This is a genomic window from Prosthecobacter sp. (genome assembly GCF_049294395.1).
Taxonomy (GTDB): Bacteria; Verrucomicrobiota; Verrucomicrobiia; order Verrucomicrobiales; family Verrucomicrobiaceae; genus Prosthecobacter.
On record NZ_JBAQCR010000372.1, the window covers coordinates 1 to 16,680 of the forward strand.

The 16,680-nt window shown below is 59.6% G+C and carries 20 protein-coding genes; all 20 read right to left on the minus strand.

The genetic code is table 11. From position 1 onward, the window contains the following. Positions 1-339: heavy metal-binding domain-containing protein (locus WAW39_RS24950; protein ID WP_422321874.1), on the minus strand; the 339-nt coding region annotated here is incomplete at its 3' end. Between the two features lie 42 nt (positions 340-381). Next, positions 382-1,998 (minus strand): glucose-6-phosphate dehydrogenase, encoded by a 1,617-nt coding sequence (gene zwf, locus WAW39_RS24955; protein ID WP_422321875.1) that lies wholly within the window; start codon positions 1,996-1,998, stop codon positions 382-384. 5 nt (positions 1,999-2,003) lie between these two features. Next, complete coding sequence (locus tag WAW39_RS24960; protein WP_422321876.1) at positions 2,004-2,807, minus strand: multiheme c-type cytochrome; 804 nt, start codon at positions 2,805-2,807, stop codon at positions 2,004-2,006. Next, positions 2,804-3,547, minus strand: a complete 744-nt coding sequence (locus tag WAW39_RS24965) for a hypothetical protein (RefSeq protein WP_422321877.1) — start codon at positions 3,545-3,547, stop codon at positions 2,804-2,806. The genes WAW39_RS24960 and WAW39_RS24965 overlap by 4 nt, the downstream gene beginning before the upstream one ends. A gap of 4 nt (positions 3,548-3,551) precedes the next feature. Next, complete coding sequence (locus WAW39_RS24970) at positions 3,552-4,637, minus strand: 2Fe-2S iron-sulfur cluster-binding protein (RefSeq protein ID WP_422321878.1); 1,086 nt, start codon at positions 4,635-4,637, stop codon at positions 3,552-3,554. Beyond that, a complete protein-coding gene (locus tag WAW39_RS24975; RefSeq protein WP_422321879.1) occupies positions 4,634-5,458 on the minus strand; it encodes a hypothetical protein in 825 nt (274 codons plus the stop codon). The genes WAW39_RS24970 and WAW39_RS24975 overlap by 4 nt, the downstream gene beginning before the upstream one ends. 11 nt (positions 5,459-5,469) lie before the next feature. Then, positions 5,470-6,183 (minus strand): ROK family protein, encoded by a 714-nt coding sequence (locus WAW39_RS24980; RefSeq protein WP_422321880.1) that lies wholly within the window; start codon positions 6,181-6,183, stop codon positions 5,470-5,472. A gap of 7 nt (positions 6,184-6,190) precedes the next feature. Continuing rightward, a complete protein-coding gene (locus WAW39_RS24985; RefSeq protein WP_422321881.1) occupies positions 6,191-8,596 on the minus strand; it encodes a glycoside hydrolase family 15 protein in 2,406 nt (801 codons plus the stop codon). Positions 8,597-8,812: 216 nt separating this feature from the next. Next, positions 8,813-10,165 carry a site-2 protease family protein gene (locus WAW39_RS24990; RefSeq protein ID WP_422321882.1) on the minus strand — a complete coding sequence of 451 codons (1,353 nt, stop codon included), beginning with the start codon at positions 10,163-10,165 and terminating at the stop codon, positions 8,813-8,815. Positions 10,166-10,190: 25 nt separating this feature from the next. Then, positions 10,191-10,529: a hypothetical protein gene (locus WAW39_RS24995; RefSeq protein ID WP_422321883.1), complete on the minus strand. Its 339-nt coding sequence runs from the start codon at positions 10,527-10,529 to the stop codon at positions 10,191-10,193. Positions 10,530-10,586: 57 nt separating this feature from the next. Next, positions 10,587-10,880 (minus strand): glycogen-binding domain-containing protein, encoded by a 294-nt coding sequence (locus WAW39_RS25000; RefSeq protein ID WP_422321884.1) that lies wholly within the window; start codon positions 10,878-10,880, stop codon positions 10,587-10,589. 11 nt (positions 10,881-10,891) lie between these two features. After that, positions 10,892-11,317 (minus strand): DUF302 domain-containing protein, encoded by a 426-nt coding sequence (locus tag WAW39_RS25005; RefSeq protein ID WP_422321885.1) that lies wholly within the window; start codon positions 11,315-11,317, stop codon positions 10,892-10,894. Positions 11,318-11,369: 52 nt separating this feature from the next. After that, a complete protein-coding gene (locus WAW39_RS25010) occupies positions 11,370-11,522 on the minus strand; it encodes a hypothetical protein (protein ID WP_422321886.1) in 153 nt (50 codons plus the stop codon). A 28-nt stretch (positions 11,523-11,550) separates the two neighbouring features. Continuing rightward, on the minus strand, positions 11,551-12,783 hold the full coding sequence (locus WAW39_RS25015) for a hypothetical protein (RefSeq protein WP_422321887.1): 1,233 nt from the start codon (positions 12,781-12,783) through the stop codon (positions 11,551-11,553). Positions 12,784-12,929: 146 nt separating this feature from the next. After that, positions 12,930-13,127, minus strand: a complete 198-nt coding sequence (locus tag WAW39_RS25020) for a hypothetical protein (protein ID WP_422321888.1) — start codon at positions 13,125-13,127, stop codon at positions 12,930-12,932. A gap of 100 nt (positions 13,128-13,227) precedes the next feature. After that, the gene (locus WAW39_RS25025) at positions 13,228-13,404 is read right to left on the minus strand and encodes a hypothetical protein (RefSeq protein ID WP_422321889.1); all 177 of its coding nucleotides are present in this window, start codon (positions 13,402-13,404) and stop codon (positions 13,228-13,230) included. A 172-nt stretch (positions 13,405-13,576) separates the two neighbouring features. Further along, positions 13,577-13,891 carry a hypothetical protein gene (locus WAW39_RS25030; RefSeq protein WP_422321890.1) on the minus strand — a complete coding sequence of 105 codons (315 nt, stop codon included), beginning with the start codon at positions 13,889-13,891 and terminating at the stop codon, positions 13,577-13,579. 8 nt (positions 13,892-13,899) lie between these two features. Then, the gene (locus WAW39_RS25035; protein WP_422321891.1) at positions 13,900-14,316 is read right to left on the minus strand and encodes a hypothetical protein; all 417 of its coding nucleotides are present in this window, start codon (positions 14,314-14,316) and stop codon (positions 13,900-13,902) included. Positions 14,317-14,380: 64 nt separating this feature from the next. Then, positions 14,381-15,295: a helix-turn-helix domain-containing protein gene (locus WAW39_RS25040; RefSeq protein ID WP_422321892.1), complete on the minus strand. Its 915-nt coding sequence runs from the start codon at positions 15,293-15,295 to the stop codon at positions 14,381-14,383. Positions 15,296-15,331: 36 nt separating this feature from the next. After that, positions 15,332-16,441 carry a hypothetical protein gene (locus WAW39_RS25045; RefSeq protein ID WP_422321893.1) on the minus strand — a complete coding sequence of 370 codons (1,110 nt, stop codon included), beginning with the start codon at positions 16,439-16,441 and terminating at the stop codon, positions 15,332-15,334. Between the last annotated feature and the right edge of the window lie 239 nt (positions 16,442-16,680).

A 16,680-nucleotide genomic window follows, 5' to 3' on the forward strand; every position in this document is an offset into this window, starting at 1 on the left:
GCGCGACACCCCGCCCATGATCCAATGCGGAGCACCGGGAAAAAGATGCGCCATCGCGAGCAGAAACACGGGCAGCGAGAGCAGCGCGCCAATCCACATGCGACGCGTCATGTCAGTAAGTTCACTATCATCCTCCTCGGTCGCCGCCGTGCCTGATTTGGGCACGAGAGTCATGCCGCACTTCGGGCAGTCGCCAGGCTTGTCCGACTCCACACCAGAACACATGGGACAGAAGTATTTTGCCGCTGGTGAGGGCTTCACGTCGCCGCCATGATGATCGTGACCGCCGCAGTAATCGTGCTTCACAGCAGGCGCAGGATGAGTGTGTTCGTCGTTCATGGCAGTGTCTCGTGATGTCGGATGAGTTCGTCGATTGAAGGGTTAGGCCGTCCACCAATGGCCCTCACTCGCCAGCAACTTTTCAGCTTCTGGCGGCCCCCATGTTCCAGGGGCATAGAATGCCAGGTGATCGCGCGGATGCTCGGCCCAGGTGCTCAAAATCGGATCAGCGACCTTCCACGCGGCCTCCACCATGTCCGAACGGTGGAAGAGTGTGGCATCGCCGATTATGCAGTCATAGAGCAGCTTTTCGTAGCCGGTGGTGGGCGCAACTTTGCCAAATTGAGCATAGTCAAAGTCGAGCGTCACAGCGCGCGCGTGAATGGTAGGGCCTGGTGTCTTCGCGCGCATTTGCAGCGTGATGCCCTCCTCGGGCTGGATGTGCATGATGAGCAGGTTGGGGCCGAGCGGGGAACATTCCGTGCCGCCAAACAGCGACAGCGGCGGACGCTTGAAATGGACGATGATCTCGGTGACACGGCGGGCGAGTCTTTTGCCGGTGCGCAAATAGAACGGCACGCCTGCCCAGCGCCAGTTGTCCACCCACAGCTTGGCAGCGGCAAAGGTTTCGACTGTTGATTCTGGCGATACGCCCGGTTCTTCGCGATACCCGGCGGCGGGTTTGCCGTCGATCTCGCCCGGCCCATACTGGCCGCGCACAGCGTCGCGCATCACGTCCTCTGGCTTGGGAATCCGAATGGCTTGGAGCAGCTTGGCCTTTTCATTGCGCACGGCTTCGCCTGACAGCGAGGCAGGCGGTTCCATCGTGATGAGCGCGAGCAGCATCAGCATGTGGGTCTGCATCATGTCGCGGAACGCTCCGGCGGTTTCATAGAAGGCTGCGCGGCCTTCGATCCCAATCGCTTCCGCCGCCGTGATCTCCACATGATCAATGAACATGCGGTTCCAGACCGGTTCGATCATGCTGTTGCCCAATCGGAACACGAGGAGGTTCTGCGCAGTCTCTTTGCCGAGGTAATGATCAATGCGGAAGATTTGCGATTCGGCGAGAGCCGAGGCGAGGGTGGCATTCAATTCGCGTGCGGAGGCCAGATCATGTCCGAACGGCTTCTCGATCACGAGCCGCCGCCAAACCGGCGGCTTCTCCTGCAACAAACCGTTCTCGTGGAGCTGTTGAGCGATAGGTGCAAAGGAAGCGGGCGGCACGGAGAGATAGAACAACGCATTCCCGCCGGTGTGCTGCTTTGCGTCTGACTCAGCCAGCATGGTGCTCAGCTTTTGATAAGTTCCCGGATCGGTGTAGGCCCCACGGCAGTAGCGCAGCCGTTGCTCGATGTTAGTCCACACTGCCGGGTCCACTTTCTGCGGGGCAAACTCGGCCACGGCCTCCCGCATCTGCTGCCGGAAGTCTTCGTCAGACCACTCTCTGCGACCCACACCAATGATGGCAAAGTCCTCCGCCAGCAAACCGCTGGCGGCGAGGTTGCAGAGGGAAGGCAGCAGCTTGCGTTTCGTCAAATCACCGGACGCGCCAAAGATCACGATGACACACGGCCCGGCACGCTGAGAGACCGCTTGAGCACTCAAGAATTGCTGGAGGCATTCGTCACCGCAAAAATAATACGTCTGACCATCGCGCTCGGCATGAAATGCGCTGTCTGGATTGACGGTCATGCCGCAGATGGGATCACGGGTCATGGTCGTCAATGGTGCTTGTAGAAGCCGACACCTTTGATGTCGTTCCATGAGGTGGTTTGATGGCAGAGGAAGCATTGATTGACCTCGGCCTTTGCCACGCGGGCGGTCATCATCGAAACCATTTTGAAGTGCATCATGTAATGACTTGGCGGAGCCTGATGGCATTGGGCGCAGGACTGCGAGGTGGACGAGGGATGGCGGAAGTCGGGAAGGGTCCATTTCGTGGTCGCGTGGCATGAGGCGCAGTCGTTGCCGAACAGGCCGCGATGGCGGTCTTTAGTGGAATGGCACGTCGCGCAATTAAGCTGCGACTCGGCGCGCTGAAGTTGCGGCGCGTGGGGTGACGAGTCGGTCTGCTTCATCCAGGCGACGAGTGCAGCGAGTTGCGGATCGTGCGCGGTGGCGGACTTTTGCGCTTGCTTCAAGCCGATGTGCGCGAGGGCGACGTGATCCATTTTTGTCGTGCTCGGAATGCGGCCCTGATGCTCGAGATGGCAGGCGGCGCACTCGCTGATCTCCGCATGGAAGGCGCTCGGCTGACGTTGGAGGACGGTCTTGTTGTCGGCATGACAGACGATGCAGTTCTGCGCCTCGACGCCTTTGTTCGGGGTGTGGCAGGCGGCGCAATTGTCGGCGAGAAAAGCGTGCGGCTGCGACAGTGCGCCGGGGAGGACCATGTGCTGCCAGGAGGCGGGTGAGAGTGCCGCGTGCGCCGTCTTATCGGGATGACGCGAGGAAAAGACAAAGAAAGCGAGCACCAGCAAGACGAAGGTGAGGACCGCGAAGAGGAGTGCTTTTTTGAGTGTCATGAGAACCACCTTAGTCCGAAGTGAATGCCTGCCCAGATGTGCAGCCCGAGCAGCACATAGAAAAGCAGGGAGAGAACGATGTGAAGCTTCAGCGCGAGGCTGAACCAGCGTTTGAACAGCTCGTGTGTGCGCACTGCATATTCGAGGTCCGCGACGGCTTCGGCGGTGCGGGTGACTTCTCCGGTCGGGCCGCCGGGTGAGAGGTCTATCCCCAGGTTCGCCATCGCAGCCATGAGGAGGGGTGCCTTTGGTGGTGCGCTCTGTTCCGCTGGGAGGTTCTCCAGCACTCCCCACGCATGGTCGAGATCGCCACGCGCTGTCTGCAGCAGGAGCAACTTATCCTTTACCTCCTGATTGACGTAGGTGAGCAAATAACGAACCGCATACCCGCTCACGACGACGAGCAGCATCGCGGCGGTCAGCGTGATGCCCAGCCAGCTTTCATACTTGTGGCCGGTGTGAATGATCGCAAGCAAGGGGCCGAAGATGCCCGCATAAACGTGGATGATCATCAGCGTCTCCATCGACACATGCTTGGTGACGCGGGTGTTGATGAAGGGGATGCGCTTGACGATGGGATAGGCGAGCGGGAACAGCATGAGGACCGCCCCCGCGATGCCAAACACCGCGCCCATGCCGCTGCCCGCAAAGCGCGGCGAGCTATGCACGAGAAACCCAAGCCAGCCCAGCACAAGGAGGCTGAGGATGCCGGTGAGGATGATGCGTTCGCGTGCTTTCATAGGGCTATGCCTCCACGGCAATGTCGCCTTTCGGGATGGCCTGGCAGGCGAGGATGATGCCGTTGGTTTTGTCGTCGGCGTCGAGCGAGTCATCGACCGCCATCGTGACCTCGCCGGATGTCATCTTCACTTTGCACACGCCACAGGTGCCGACGCGGCAGGAGAATTCGATGCCGATGCCGAGGTCTTCGGATAGTTCTAACACAGTCTGACCGGCCTGAATTTTCGCCGACTTGTTGTTCTTGGAAAATGTCACCAGCGGCCCGGCGGCTTCGGCGGAAGGTTTGGCGGTGGTTCCTGCGGGAGCCGGGGTTGGCTTGGGGGTGCCGAAGGCTTCGGTCTTGAGTTGGTCTGGAGGCACGCCCATTTCGGCGAGGAGCGCTTTCGTCGCATCCATCATCGGGATCGGGCCGCAGAGGTGGATTCGTCGCGATGTCAGTTCGGGAACGGATTGGGCGAGCAATTCCGCCGTGAGATGTCCGCGCGGGCCTTGCCAGTCCGTCCCTTCCGGTCGGGTCATGGTAATGATGACGTGCAGCTTGGGATTCTCGCGCGCCAGCGCGGCGATGGCATCCGCCAGAATGTAATCGGCGGGAGTGCGGCACACATAGATGAAGAAGATGTCGCCGGGCCATTTCTGCTCGGTGAGATAACAACTGATGCTCACCATCGGCGTGATGCCCACGCCACCGGAGATGAGGACGATGCTGTCCGCCTCGGTGCCATCAAACGTGAATTTGCCGACCGGGCCACCCGCTTCGATGATGTCGCCCACCTTGAGCAAATCGACGATGTGACGCGAGACCGCGCCGCGTGGCTCACGCCGCACGGTGAGATCGACGTGTTCGCGCTGGTTTGGCGAGGATGAAATGGAGTAGGAGCGGTTCATTCGCGCGCCGCCAATCCAGAACGCGAGGTTGAGGAACTGACCCGGCACAAAGGTGAAGGGGAGGAAGCGCTCGCCGGATGCAGGCAGCAGCCGAAACGTTTTCACGTTCGGCGTTTCCTTGATGATGCTCCCCACGCGGAGCTGCCCGCGCCAATTGGCGGTCAATGGCGGCGCGGTCTTTTCTGGAGGCAGATCGCTCATGGTGCAGCAGGCTTGTCAGCAGGAGTGGCTGGTTTGTCACGGGACGGAGGTTTGCCACCCGCAAGCTCCGGTGCGGATCCCGGTGGCGGCGATCCTTTGTCGGCCTCGATTCGCCCAAAGAGGGCCGCCGCGCGGCGCATCTTGAAGAAATACATGGCGACCATCGCCAGCGCGAACGCGACGAGCAACCCCATTGTGAAGAGATGAAACACAGTGACGCCCGACCCCTGATACGCAGCGAGCACGGCAGCGGGTGCGAGGTTCATCTCTTGCTTAAACCATGCGAGAGCGACCGAGCGCGGAGCAATGCCTTCCGCCAGAGCACGACGTGCGGCGATGCCGCTCTCCAGTTGCGCGATGCCTTCACGCATCCGCGTCGTCGCCTCGTGCATCGCAGCGTAATCGCCAGACTGCGTGCCTGCGTTGAGCGTGTCGAGCGCTTGTCCCATCAAGACCGTGCCCGTGTGCATCCGCTCGCCAGCCTGTGCCTCGACTTGCTTGCGTTGCTCGGGTGAAAGCTCCGGCAAGGCCATGAGCGTGGGATAGAGTTCCTTGGTCTGCGAGCCGCCGCCCATCATGCCTTTCATCATCTCGCCCATGCCTTCCATCATACCGCCCATGCCACCGGGCGCAGGGGTTGCTCCAACAGCGGCGGGCATTCCGCCTGCCGCCGGGGCAGCACCGCCGGGATGATGGCTCGCGTGTTCCTCGGGTGTTTGCGCGCGCAGTTCCGAAGCGCAAAACAGTCCGACCAGCAGCCCGATCGCTGCGGAGACGCGGATGAAGCGCCGCCTGTTGAGTTGTTGGAATGTTGATTTCATAATTGTCTTTGTCATGGGTGTTCGCCATGTCTCTCCCGCGCCGGACTGACCTTTTTAACAGATTGCCGCACATCAGCGGAATTGGCCCACAGCCGAAATCCGCCGATACATGCTTTCGCGTTGTCGCCGACGCGGCAACCGAGAGGCAGCTTCTTCAGTTTGTGGACGTTGCCTCCGCCCAGAACCACATCGTCGGGTTCGAGGGCGGCGCTGAGGCGCTTCACCACGTCTTCAACATGCCGTCGCCATCTTTTTTTACCGTGCTTCTTCAGTCCGCGAATCCCCACATAGTCCTCATAAGTCGCCTTCTTGTATGGCAGGTGGGCCAGTTCCATCGGCACCACGATGCCATCCACAATCATGGCAGAGCCGAGGCCGGTTCCGAGGCCAAGGAAAAGCATCTTGCCGTGCTTGTAGCCGCCCAAGGCTTGCATGGCTGCATCATTGATCACTTTCACCGGACACTTGAACGCGGCGGCGAAATCAAACCCGACCCAGCCCGGAGCAAGGTTGTGCGGTTCCAAAACGGGTCGCCCGTGGACCACGAGTCCCGGATAACCAATCGCAACCACCTCATACTTCCAATCCCCGGCCAGCTTCTTGACGGCAGCGACCATGCGCCGCGCCGTGAGCGTCGGACCAGATGGAAGCTCCCGGTGAGTCTTCTCTCCGGTGGCAAGAATTTTGACGTGGGTTCCGCCTGTATCAATCGAGAGCACATTCATAATTAGTTTATCCAGTTGGTATTAGAGTTTGGTCCGACGCAGCGACTCCGATTTGGAAATCTTTTTGTTCCCATCCCTGCTCCCATAAAAATGTGAAGACGATGCTGGCACCGGCTGGGAGCTGGTCCGAGGGCAAATCTGCGAACCAGCAACCGAATCCCGCATCACGCATTTCCAGATCATTGGCGGACATCCAGCCATCGAAACTCCAGTGAATGGTCGCAGCTTTGTCAGTGATGAGGCGAAGCGTTTTACCGGGAACAATCTTCTGCGACTGGTGGGCAAGCGTCCACATTTCAATCCCGCTGCCGGTCCCGCCTTTGGCGAAGCGCTGATACACCGGCTCGATGCGGTCAAAACAAACCCCGTCCTTGTGACTGCGCACCAGGGTCACATACTCCGCGTGCGCCCAGCACAGCGGCATGGCCGAGCCCGTCGGGCTGCCGCGCTTCATCTTTCCGTCGGGCAAATCGTCGGCGTCCCATAGCTGTTCTGGCAACATGCCGCCGCTGTTGGCGAATTTCTCTATCGTTTCAATCAACGGCAGGGGATCGCGTCCGGCAGCCAGTTCATAGTGACCACGTTCGCCGGTAAGAATCGGCCAGCAACGACCAACACCCGTCCCATCATAGGCGCTGCCATCGGATTTCTCGCCATAGCCGTCGTGATTGTAGCGCCGCCAGCCCGGACCTTGCGGCAAGTCGTGTTTGAGGATGTGATCTATGACCGCGAGGGAATCGACGATCACCGGGTCATCCGCTGCTCGAACTCCCAAGCGGACGAGGTGAAGGAAATCACCACCGACGATGTTCCTTGCATGATGTTTGCCGCCTCCATTGGCGATGAACATCACCGCATTGTCCGGGTCAGGCGAAGCCACTGCTTTTTTTGGATCGGCGGGCGTGATGCGGATGTAATGTCGCGGTCTGCCTACCATGAGTTCGCCGCGACTCGTGACTGTCCATTCTTCCAAGTGCGCTGAAAGCCAGTCCGCGTAGTCGAGCAGAAAGTCAGCCGCGAAGTTGTCTTGTTTGCCGCGCGCAAATTCCGCCGCACACACGAGGCTCGCAATGATGGTCGCCAGCGTCGAAGGCGAGTAACCGGAAGCTTCCTCCCAGCGTTCTTGTGCCGTCACCGGTCCGTGCAGGATCAAATAACGTGTGGCGCGCGAGACCAGTGCCCAAGGATCAAATTGCCGGAGCGCGTTCGCCTGCTGCAATCGCCAGGCGAGCAGAATCGGCGCGGCCACTTCATCCAGTTGAATTCCTTTCCAGTAAGCTTCGCCGCTGATCGAACTGTTTTGCGGCAGGCTGCCATCCGCCGCCTGAACACACGCCAGCCAGATCAGCGCGCGCAACGGCGACTCCGTATGCCCGCAGGCCAGCAGCGCGGTGGCGGTTTGCACCATGTCGCGCGTCCAGACCAGATGATACCCGCCCCGGTCAGTGTCGTCTTTGGTGTCGCCCCAAGGGATGCTCAACGACGCGACGAACGCGCCTTGGAAAACCTTGTCTTCATGCGCCAGCAGCAGACATTGGCTCAAGCGCATCATTGAACCGCCGTCGCTGGTGTGCGCGCTCAGATCCACCCTGGCACGAGCGCGCTGCCATTGGCTGACATACTTCTCGCGCTGGTCGGCGAAAGGGGTGGCCAACGCTTGCAGCAGATGGGCGCACGCGCTGTGCGAAGTATGCCCGAAGCCCACGCCCAGCGTGAACTCCAGCCCGCCCGATAAATCAATCTCACCCATCAATGCAATGTTGCCATCCACAGCCTCGCTGAATTCCCAATCCATCTTGAAGTTATCCATCAAGTCCTGCCAGCCATCGCTGAATCCGACGTAGCCGACGGAGCGCCGCGTGAAATCAGGCGTGCAACCGAAGGACATATCAATGTCCTCGCGTTGCGCCTCGATGAGCTTCCGTCCACCCACGCCACACAACCAGGTCGAGTTGTTCTTGCCCGTGCCCTTCATGTGCGGGGCGAGCAGCGCGTAAAGCCGCAGTTTGCCGCGCAGCTTCTCGTCCAGAATTTCCAGCCGCGTATGCATCAACAAAACCGATGAATGCGGATCAACGACGATTTCTTTGACGAGGCGATAGCGGCCCTCGCGGTCGGAGTTGGTGAGGCGGTAGAGCAATGCGTTTTGCTCCGGGTATTCGGTCTTGTGAAGTAGGTCGCGCTTTTCTTCGTGGCAGAACGATTCGCCGTCCGTGATGAGAAACTGCAAGTCGCGCGTGTTCGGCGAGTCCACATGCGGAAAGTAAATCTCGTTGATGATCCCGTGACTGAGCGTGAACCAGATGCAGGACGCGCTGTGATACGCCGTGCCAATGCCATCCTTGGCGCTGGAGGTCCAGCGCGGCTCAATTCCCGGCGCGCCGAAGGCCAGGCTTTGTGCAGGCGTGTTCATTTGCGATCCGGTTGCTCCTTTGCTGGACGAGCTTCGTCTTTGTTTGCTGGATCTTTGCGATTTTCCTGATGCCGCGAATGACCGCCGCCACAGCAGCCACTACCGTTGCGCATCATGAAGAAAAACATCAGGCCGATGGCGGCCAGGGGTAGCAGTGAAGTCCAGTCCATAAAATTTATGCTTTCGTTACAGGGTCAGGTTGGGTTCATGCTGCGCTCACATGTAAGGGCAGTGGATGCCCACGGCTTCCCACAGCTTGTGCGGCAGCGGGGCGATGATGAGGGCGAGGATGGCGAAGGCTGCGTAACCCAGGCAGCGGCGCGATGGCGACAGCGGTGTCAAATCGTCCAGCGGCGGCGCACCACGGCCCGCAATGAAAAAGACGATGAGCGCCCACGTCAGCAGCCCCGGCCACACAAACAGCCCGAGCAGCAGCAGCGTCCACATGGCGACACTGCCAATGGTATCGCCTGCGCGGCGTCCGAACATCGCATGAGCGATGTGACCGCCATCGAGCTGGCCGATGGGGAGCAAATTGAGCGCCGTCACCATGAGGCCAAGCCAGCCTGCAAAGGCCAGCGGGCTGAGTTGCAGCAGATGACCATCGAGCAGTTCGGTGCCCAGTGAGAGTTTCGCGAGAAAGGCGAGCAGCACCGACGAGCCGATGGACGTGCCACCATGCATCATGCCTGCCACCGGTTCAGCAACGGCCACGATGACTGACGAGCGCAACCCGATCAATAGTGCCGGGATGGCGATGACCAGCCCAGCCAGCGGCCCGGCGACAGCGACATCAAAGAGCGCGCGGCGATTCTCCGCAGGGGAACGCATCTCAATGAAAGCGCCGAACGTGCCCAGCGCGAACGGCACCGGAATAAAGTAAGGCAGCGAGACACGGATGCGATGATGCCGTGCCATGAAGTAGTGCCCCAATTCGTGAACGAGGAGAATCAACATCAACCCGAGTGCGTAAGGCAGACCAACAGCGAATCGTCCCGGCTCGCGGAGCAAATCAATGCCTTGATGCGCCGCCCCTGCCCAGGTGGTGGTGGCAATGGTGAGAGCAAACAACAACCCATTCACCCACGGCCTCGCGCGCTGCTCCGTCACAGCCCTCTCGACTGGCTCGGGCGCAAGCAGGATCGCTGCGCCGAACTGCTCATCAGACTGTAGCAGCGGGGTGGAGTTGGCACCGAGCGCGTGCTTGAGTTTGGCGTAAACAGAGGCGGCTGGCTCACGCAGCCGACCACGAAAAACCCGCACGCCGTTGTCTTCCTCGGCGAAACGAACGTCCATCACCTCTTTGACCGCCGCAGGCTGTTCTTCAGCGGCCAAGAGACGCGCAGTAGCCTCCGGCTCACTTTCCTCCGTGGTTCCGATGAACATTGAGAGCATCCAGAAGCAGAGCAGCAGACCCATCCAAAAGAACATGCCCCCGTGCATCATGCCACCGCCTGGCAGGAGGAAAAGAATGATGAGCGGGAGCAGGATGGCTAGAATCAAGAGAAGCTGCATTCCCGCATCGCGTCTGGCGGTTCGTGCAGCGGGTGTATCGGAGGTGGGTTTCATGATGCGTGGAGATTGTTGGGTGGAGTCATGGGACACGGTTGGAGGTTGCGAGAAGCGTTACCTTCGAGACATAGGGACGGCCAAAAAGCGGCTGGTGATAGCTGACTTCGACTTTGGCTCCGCGCTTGAGGATCGCGGCGTCCGCCACCTGCATGTTCGCCACGAATGTCGTCCGATTGTTCCAAACGAAACTGAGCGGCACGCCTGTATCGGTTTGCAGAATCCCAGCCTCCCGCATCTGAATATTCGTGTTCTGAACGATGCCAGTAATGTGGCGGCCTGGGTGAGGTCTTGCCGCAGCCAGCGTGGGAAGGCTCACAACAACGGCGAGGGCTAAGGCGAACATAAGGTGGCGCATCATCATGGAGTTTTGTTGTTTCAGACATTGATGCGCATCGAATGATTTCGGCTGCTACTGTTCTCAACCCACTTCCAAGACGCGGTTCATCGTGCCGGATTCGTTCGGCACGCATTTGAGACAGCCCCGATGTTCGTGCTCGCAGCCCGGTTCGCAGCACCACTGCCCATCCACGATGAACTTGAATTCATGGTGTCCGGTTGGAAGCGGCTGCGTGATGCGCCAGTGTCCATCTTTTTGCTTTTTCAGAGGGAGCGTGTCGGCGCTCCAATCATTGAAAGTGCCGGCTAGGAACACGGCGTTTGCATTGGGAGCGTGGCAGGAGAATTCGACGGGCTTTGACTGGGACTTTTTCATGTGCTGTGGTGTTATCTTTGTTTCGTTGTTGGGGCGTGTGCTGTGGGTGTGCTCGGAGATGCAGTCTCGGTCATGATTTTAACAATCGCGGCCTCCACTTCCTGGGCCACCCCGTCCAATTGCGGCGTGTTGAACATCGCCAGCAGGTTGGTTGGCTTCAACGTGGCCAGAATGGTCCTGCCGCCTTCTTCGTAGATGGAGATCCGGCATGGCAGCGCGGTGGAGACACTCATGTTTTCATCGAGCACCCTCTTCGCCTGCTGCGGCTGGCAGACCTCGAAGATCAGGCATTCATGGTCGAACTCGACGCCCTTCTTCCACATGGACTCCTTGAGATCGTGAATGTGCATGACGCCAAAGTGATTGGCGTCAACGGCAGTCTGCAAAGCCGCCGCGGTTTCACGCACGGTTTTGTTGGTGGGCAAAGTGATCAACATGAGATTGCTTTCCTGGTTTGGAGTTCGCCTTGCAGCAGCACCGGGCGCTGAGTCATTTTTTTGATAGCTTGCCTATGACGACGACCAGCAGAACCACGATGACGATGCCGATCACCGGCAAAACCCAAGCACCTCCGCCCGTCGATCCACCCATCCAGCCGTCCGACCAGCCATGCATCCATCCGTCTGTGTGGTTCTGATTCATGATAAGGTTCCTTTGGGGTGTTGCTTGTTCACATGTCCTTCATCGGGGCCATCGCAGGCGCGGGTGCGGCCATGCCCGCCGCAGGCATCGCAGGCGCGGGCGGCGCGAAGCCAGTGAGGCTTTGGCGCTGCGCGTCGGTGAGAAGCTTGCTCGCGTCGCCCACGGCGCGGATGAAGGCGAGGCGCTCATCGGCGGTGAGCTTGCCAATCTCAGCGAGCTTCGCCTCGATCTTTGCGGCGTCCGGCTGATCGGCAGCGGTGAGCATCCATAATTCCTGCTCGGCCTGCTCTTTCGCGCGATCCGCCGTGCTCTTGGCGAGCAGCGCTTGTTCCTTGGCTTTGTTGAGTCCGGCCGTCTGTTCGGTCGTGAGCGCGATGTGCTGCGGGTGGTCGAGGAAGAAGCCCGTCGCGCCGAGATGGTAAAGGTGCGACGCACCGGGGAAGCCTGGCAGTGCGGACTGTGGCATGGCTGCTGCGCCGCCCATTCCACCCATGCCCATCATTCCGGCCATCTCCATCTTGTCCATCGCCATCATGCCCATGCCACCGCCGCTCATCGGGGCTGCGGGTGCTGCGGCTGGCATTGCGCCACCGCCGCCCATCTTCATCATGTCCATGTCCATCATGCCCATGCCACCGCCAGCAGGCATCGGTGCTGCCGCTGGCATGGCACCACCGCCCATGGGCATCATTTTGTCCATCATGCCCATCATCTTATCCATCATGCCCATCATCCCGCCCATCTTCATCATGTCCATGCCCATGGCCATGCCGCCACCGGCCATGGCCGTTGCGGGAGGCATTGCGCCGCCGCCCATGCCTGCCATCGCTGGAGCTGGTGTCATACCGGCCATCGCTGGCCCTGGTGCGGCACCACCGGTCATGCCAGGCATTCCACTGGGTTTCATCTGGCCCATGCCGGCCATTGCTGGGCCTGCACCGCTCGGAGGCCCACCCATGCCGGGCATTGCGCCTGCGCTGGTCATCGGTGGTGCGCTTTTTGCCAGCGCGGCTTCGAGTTGAGCGACCTTCGCCTGCAATTGCGAAAGCTGTTGGTTGAGCGCGGGATCACTCTTGGCCGCATCAGGTGGCATGGCACCAGAGGCGACGTGAGCGGCGTGTGTCGCGGGATCGACTGCGGGGGTAGCCGTGGTGCGCTTCGGAGTCTGCGCTGGCAAGCTGTTGGCACTGATGAGTGCGATGCAGCTTCCCACCAGGACAGTGGCAAGAAGAGAGCGCGAGCAATGAGGGTATGATTTCATAGTCAGAGAATTGGAAGGGCGTTTAAAGGTGTGTTCTGCGAATTGACGAGCTGATCAGCGCTTGATCGAAGTGCTCGCCCCGCACTGCGCAGGCCGAAGCGCTGCGCAGTGCAGGGGCGCACTGCGTTCTATCGAACTGCGGCCAATTACTTTTTCGGGGCTTCCTTTTTGTCGCAGCAGGCCGCGCATTTATCGTGGCCGCACTTGGGGCAGCAGTCGCCGCCCTGTTTGCAGCAGGCACCGCAGTCCTTCGTGGCCTTCATTTTCTTGTGCGTGTCCTGTGCGACCACGGGAAAGGCCGCGAAGGCCAGTGCGAGGAGCGCGAGTTTGAGTGTCGATTTCATATCTGTGTCTTTCTATTTGTGTGCTTGGTTGGTTTCGGTTCCAGCGAACGAGATGTTCGCAAATTCAGCGTTGAATGATTGATCCGCGTCAAACTTCATTTCAGCGGCGACCGGGCATGTTTTCATCGGGCATCGACCTGTTGTCTTTGGGGCCGACGCCCATGTTGTGCCAGCCGCCCGTAGAATTAGGGCGGGAGCCCGCACAACTGGCGATGGTGAGGCTGAGGAGGATGGCGACGCTCATCGTTGCCACGGTGGTTGTCAGTGTTGTTTTCATGATGTTTGTGCTTTGATTTTTGCGTGACTGAAAATTGCGGTCGTAAATTTGTCTGTAACATTGCGCGAGGGCTGAAACTTGGTGCCATGGGGTGTACCCCTACCGTCGCTTGCAATGGTGCGTGGCATGGATGCCCAGGCGAAGGCCGACGGTGACCCAAGGAATGCAAGGCTTAGTGCCGCTTGCAATGATACATGGTGCCGCCGCAGGTCTTGCACACGTGCTGCGTGAAGGAGCCAGTCTTCACCCATGCGATGACCTTGTTCTCACAATCTGGGCAGCTCATTCGGCTGGCCGTGCGCAGGGTGATGAAGCCGCCCTTGGCACCGGCAGCGCCAACACCGTTGGTGGCGGGAGCTTGGAAATAAACGGTGCCGCACTTGCTGCAACTCACGGCGCTGGTGGGCGCAACGTATGTCGTACCGCTCTGGCAGGAGGTCAGGAGACTGGCAACGCCAAGGCTGCCGACCATCAGGAGTGTCTTCATCAATGTTTTCATATATGGTAGTGTGTCTGTTGTTTGTTCTGTTTGGGTTCCGCTGGTTGGGCCGGAAAACTGTTCACCGTTGGCGAAAGTGTGGAAGCTGGGCTGGAGATGCCTTCATCGCAGGCGCTTGAGGAAACTATGGGGTGTTCACCCCAGTCCTGGCGGTCCAAGATTGCGCTCTCGCAGATGACATTGACTGCGTTTCCCGTGAGTGAGGCCATGCCTCGGGTGACGTTCAGCGTGGTGACTGTGGTCCCATCATCCAGCGTCAATACGCCACGATCAAAATCCCGGCAAAAGGCGGGCCTGCCAGAGCGGATGTCAATGCAACCACACCCGCAGTCGAGTTCCACGCGGCCCGCATGGAACGTCTGCTGGACGCCTGCGGAATCGACGATGGTGACCTGGATGGATTCCTGTGACATGCGGCGAGACTACCTCGCCATTGCCCCCATGCTCCGCATCGCATCGGCACTACTGTGCAGATTATCAGGTTTCCGCGTCCCCAATCAACTTCAAGCGATACTCACGCGGACTGACGCCACACACGCGTTTGAACACGCGGTTGAACTGAGACAGTGATCTAAATCCCGTGTCGTAGGCAATGGTGGTGATTTGCAGTCGGGGATTCGTCAGCAGATTTTTCACCTTCTCCAGCCGTACGCGTGCTACATACTCGGTGAAGGTCAGACCGGTGGTCTTGTGAAACAACTCGCTGAAGTAGCCAGCGCTCACATTCACTGCCTTGGCAACGCGCCCCAGAGAAATCTCATCATCAGAGTTCGCCTGGACGATGACCTTCGCCTTGGTGACGGAAGCGGATTCCGCCGACTGTGCCTCCAGGCTCAGGGCGTTGGCGCACTCGGATAAATGACCGGCAAAAATGTGCAATAGCCGCAGCATGGATTGATACTGCGACTCTTTGAGCACGGTGGTGGCAAACCATGCTTCCTCCGCCTTCTTGAGATCAATCTCGGCTCCCATTTCGATCAAGGTCTGTGCCACTTTGGTGAACTGTTTGGCATCGGGCCGATGCAGCAGAATTTGACCCGTCTGAAGAAAAGCGATGATCTTCTCGCCCACGCGCACCGGCACCGCACTCTCGCACAAACCCGCAAAACAATGCAGCGATCTTGGCTCCATGCCGGCCTGCTGCTCGATCTTCTGCTGCAAGGCAAAGCACGCGGCACACGCTTGATTGCTTTTTGCCATCAAAAGGCAAAAAGAATTTCCACCTGGACGGCTGGACAATCCTCCCGGCACACCTCCTGCCTCGTGCAAATGCATGGGGAGTCCGGTGGCGCTTTCGAAAGCACTCTGATAATCCTGAAACAGCCGACTCCTCGTGAGCTTGCCGCTCAGCGATTCGCTTCGACTGCTTGAATCATGGACGGCGGTCTGCATTGGGCTGGGTTGTGATTTGTGCAACACAAGCGCTGATCAGCGCAGGATGACAAAGCCGCCGTCGGGTCGTGCATAGGCGGTGGCGTAGCTCCACACGGGCAGTTTTTCGCCATCGCCGGAGTCGGTAACGCGTCCTTGGGCATCCAGGATGTCCCAATGCAGGCTGCCAGCTTTGGACCAGCCGGAGCCGATGATGCTGGTGATGAGGGTTTGGCCTCTCGCGTTCTGAGTGAGGGTGGGATGTTTGGCATTCTTGGGGCCGATTTTCTGCGTGGCAGCGGCGGCAGCACCCATGAGGCCGGTGACGATCTGACCGTCATTCTCCCACGCGGCACGCAACGATTGCGCACTGGGCAGAAGGCTGGCGCTGCTCATGGGACAGGCGGCGATGCGCCAGTCGTCGAGCTTGGTCAAGGCGGTGCGTCCGGCTTTGCTCGTGATGAGGGTCATGCCGCGTGCATCCGGCGTGGTCGCGGCGCGATAGAGCACGCTCAGCGTGTCATCGCTGGCAAGATGCGCACGCAGGGAGCAGCAGGCGCAGACGCCGGGCTTTGTGGCGTTCAGTGCCGTGGGCGCTGAAAATGTGCCGCCGTCATCGGCGGAATACCGCACCCAGACCAGACGTGCGCCCTCTCCGGTTTCATTCGCAGGCGCGGCGTGCCAGACGACGCAGACATGCCCCTTGTCATTCGCAGCGATGGATGCGCCGCCATCGAGCGCAGTGGTGTCGCCCATCAGATTTTGCTGCGGGCTGAAAGCCTTCGCACCGGGCTGAAGCCTCGCATGGAGCAGCGGTGACTGCGGCATCTTGCCCGGTTTGGTATCGCTACTGCCGTTCCAAATGACCTGCACGCTGCCATCCTTTCCAAGAGCTATTTGTGCGCCACGAATGGTACCTGCGGCAATGGCGGAGCGTGGTTCACTATTCACGGTGACGGGCGCAGTCCACTCATCACCCTCCACACGCCGCGTGGCATGGCGGATGTCGCAGGCTTTAGGATCGCCCTTGAGATAAACCAGATGCACCACGCCTGCGGTCGTCACGACGACCTGCGGCTGGATGCCCGGTTCCGGGAGCGATTCGACCTGCACCTGAGCGTTTATGGAGGCCATTAGGAGCAGCCAAAGTGAAAAGACGGATTTCATGGTTGGTGGAATGGTGATGCGGGATGCGTTTATGGGGAAATGACGAAAAAGAAACTGGCCGGGGTTGGTGCCGACCAATCTCCAGGTGTAACGAACAGCTAGGGCAGTCCACAACTCGAACAGTGCTTTTGTCCGGCCTGCTGACCTTTGGCGGCGCAAGCGCTGAGAGCGAAGGTGGTCAGGCTGACCGCGAGAAGAGCGAGGAGTGCTTTTTTCATCAAAGGGAAATGCCTGTGGTT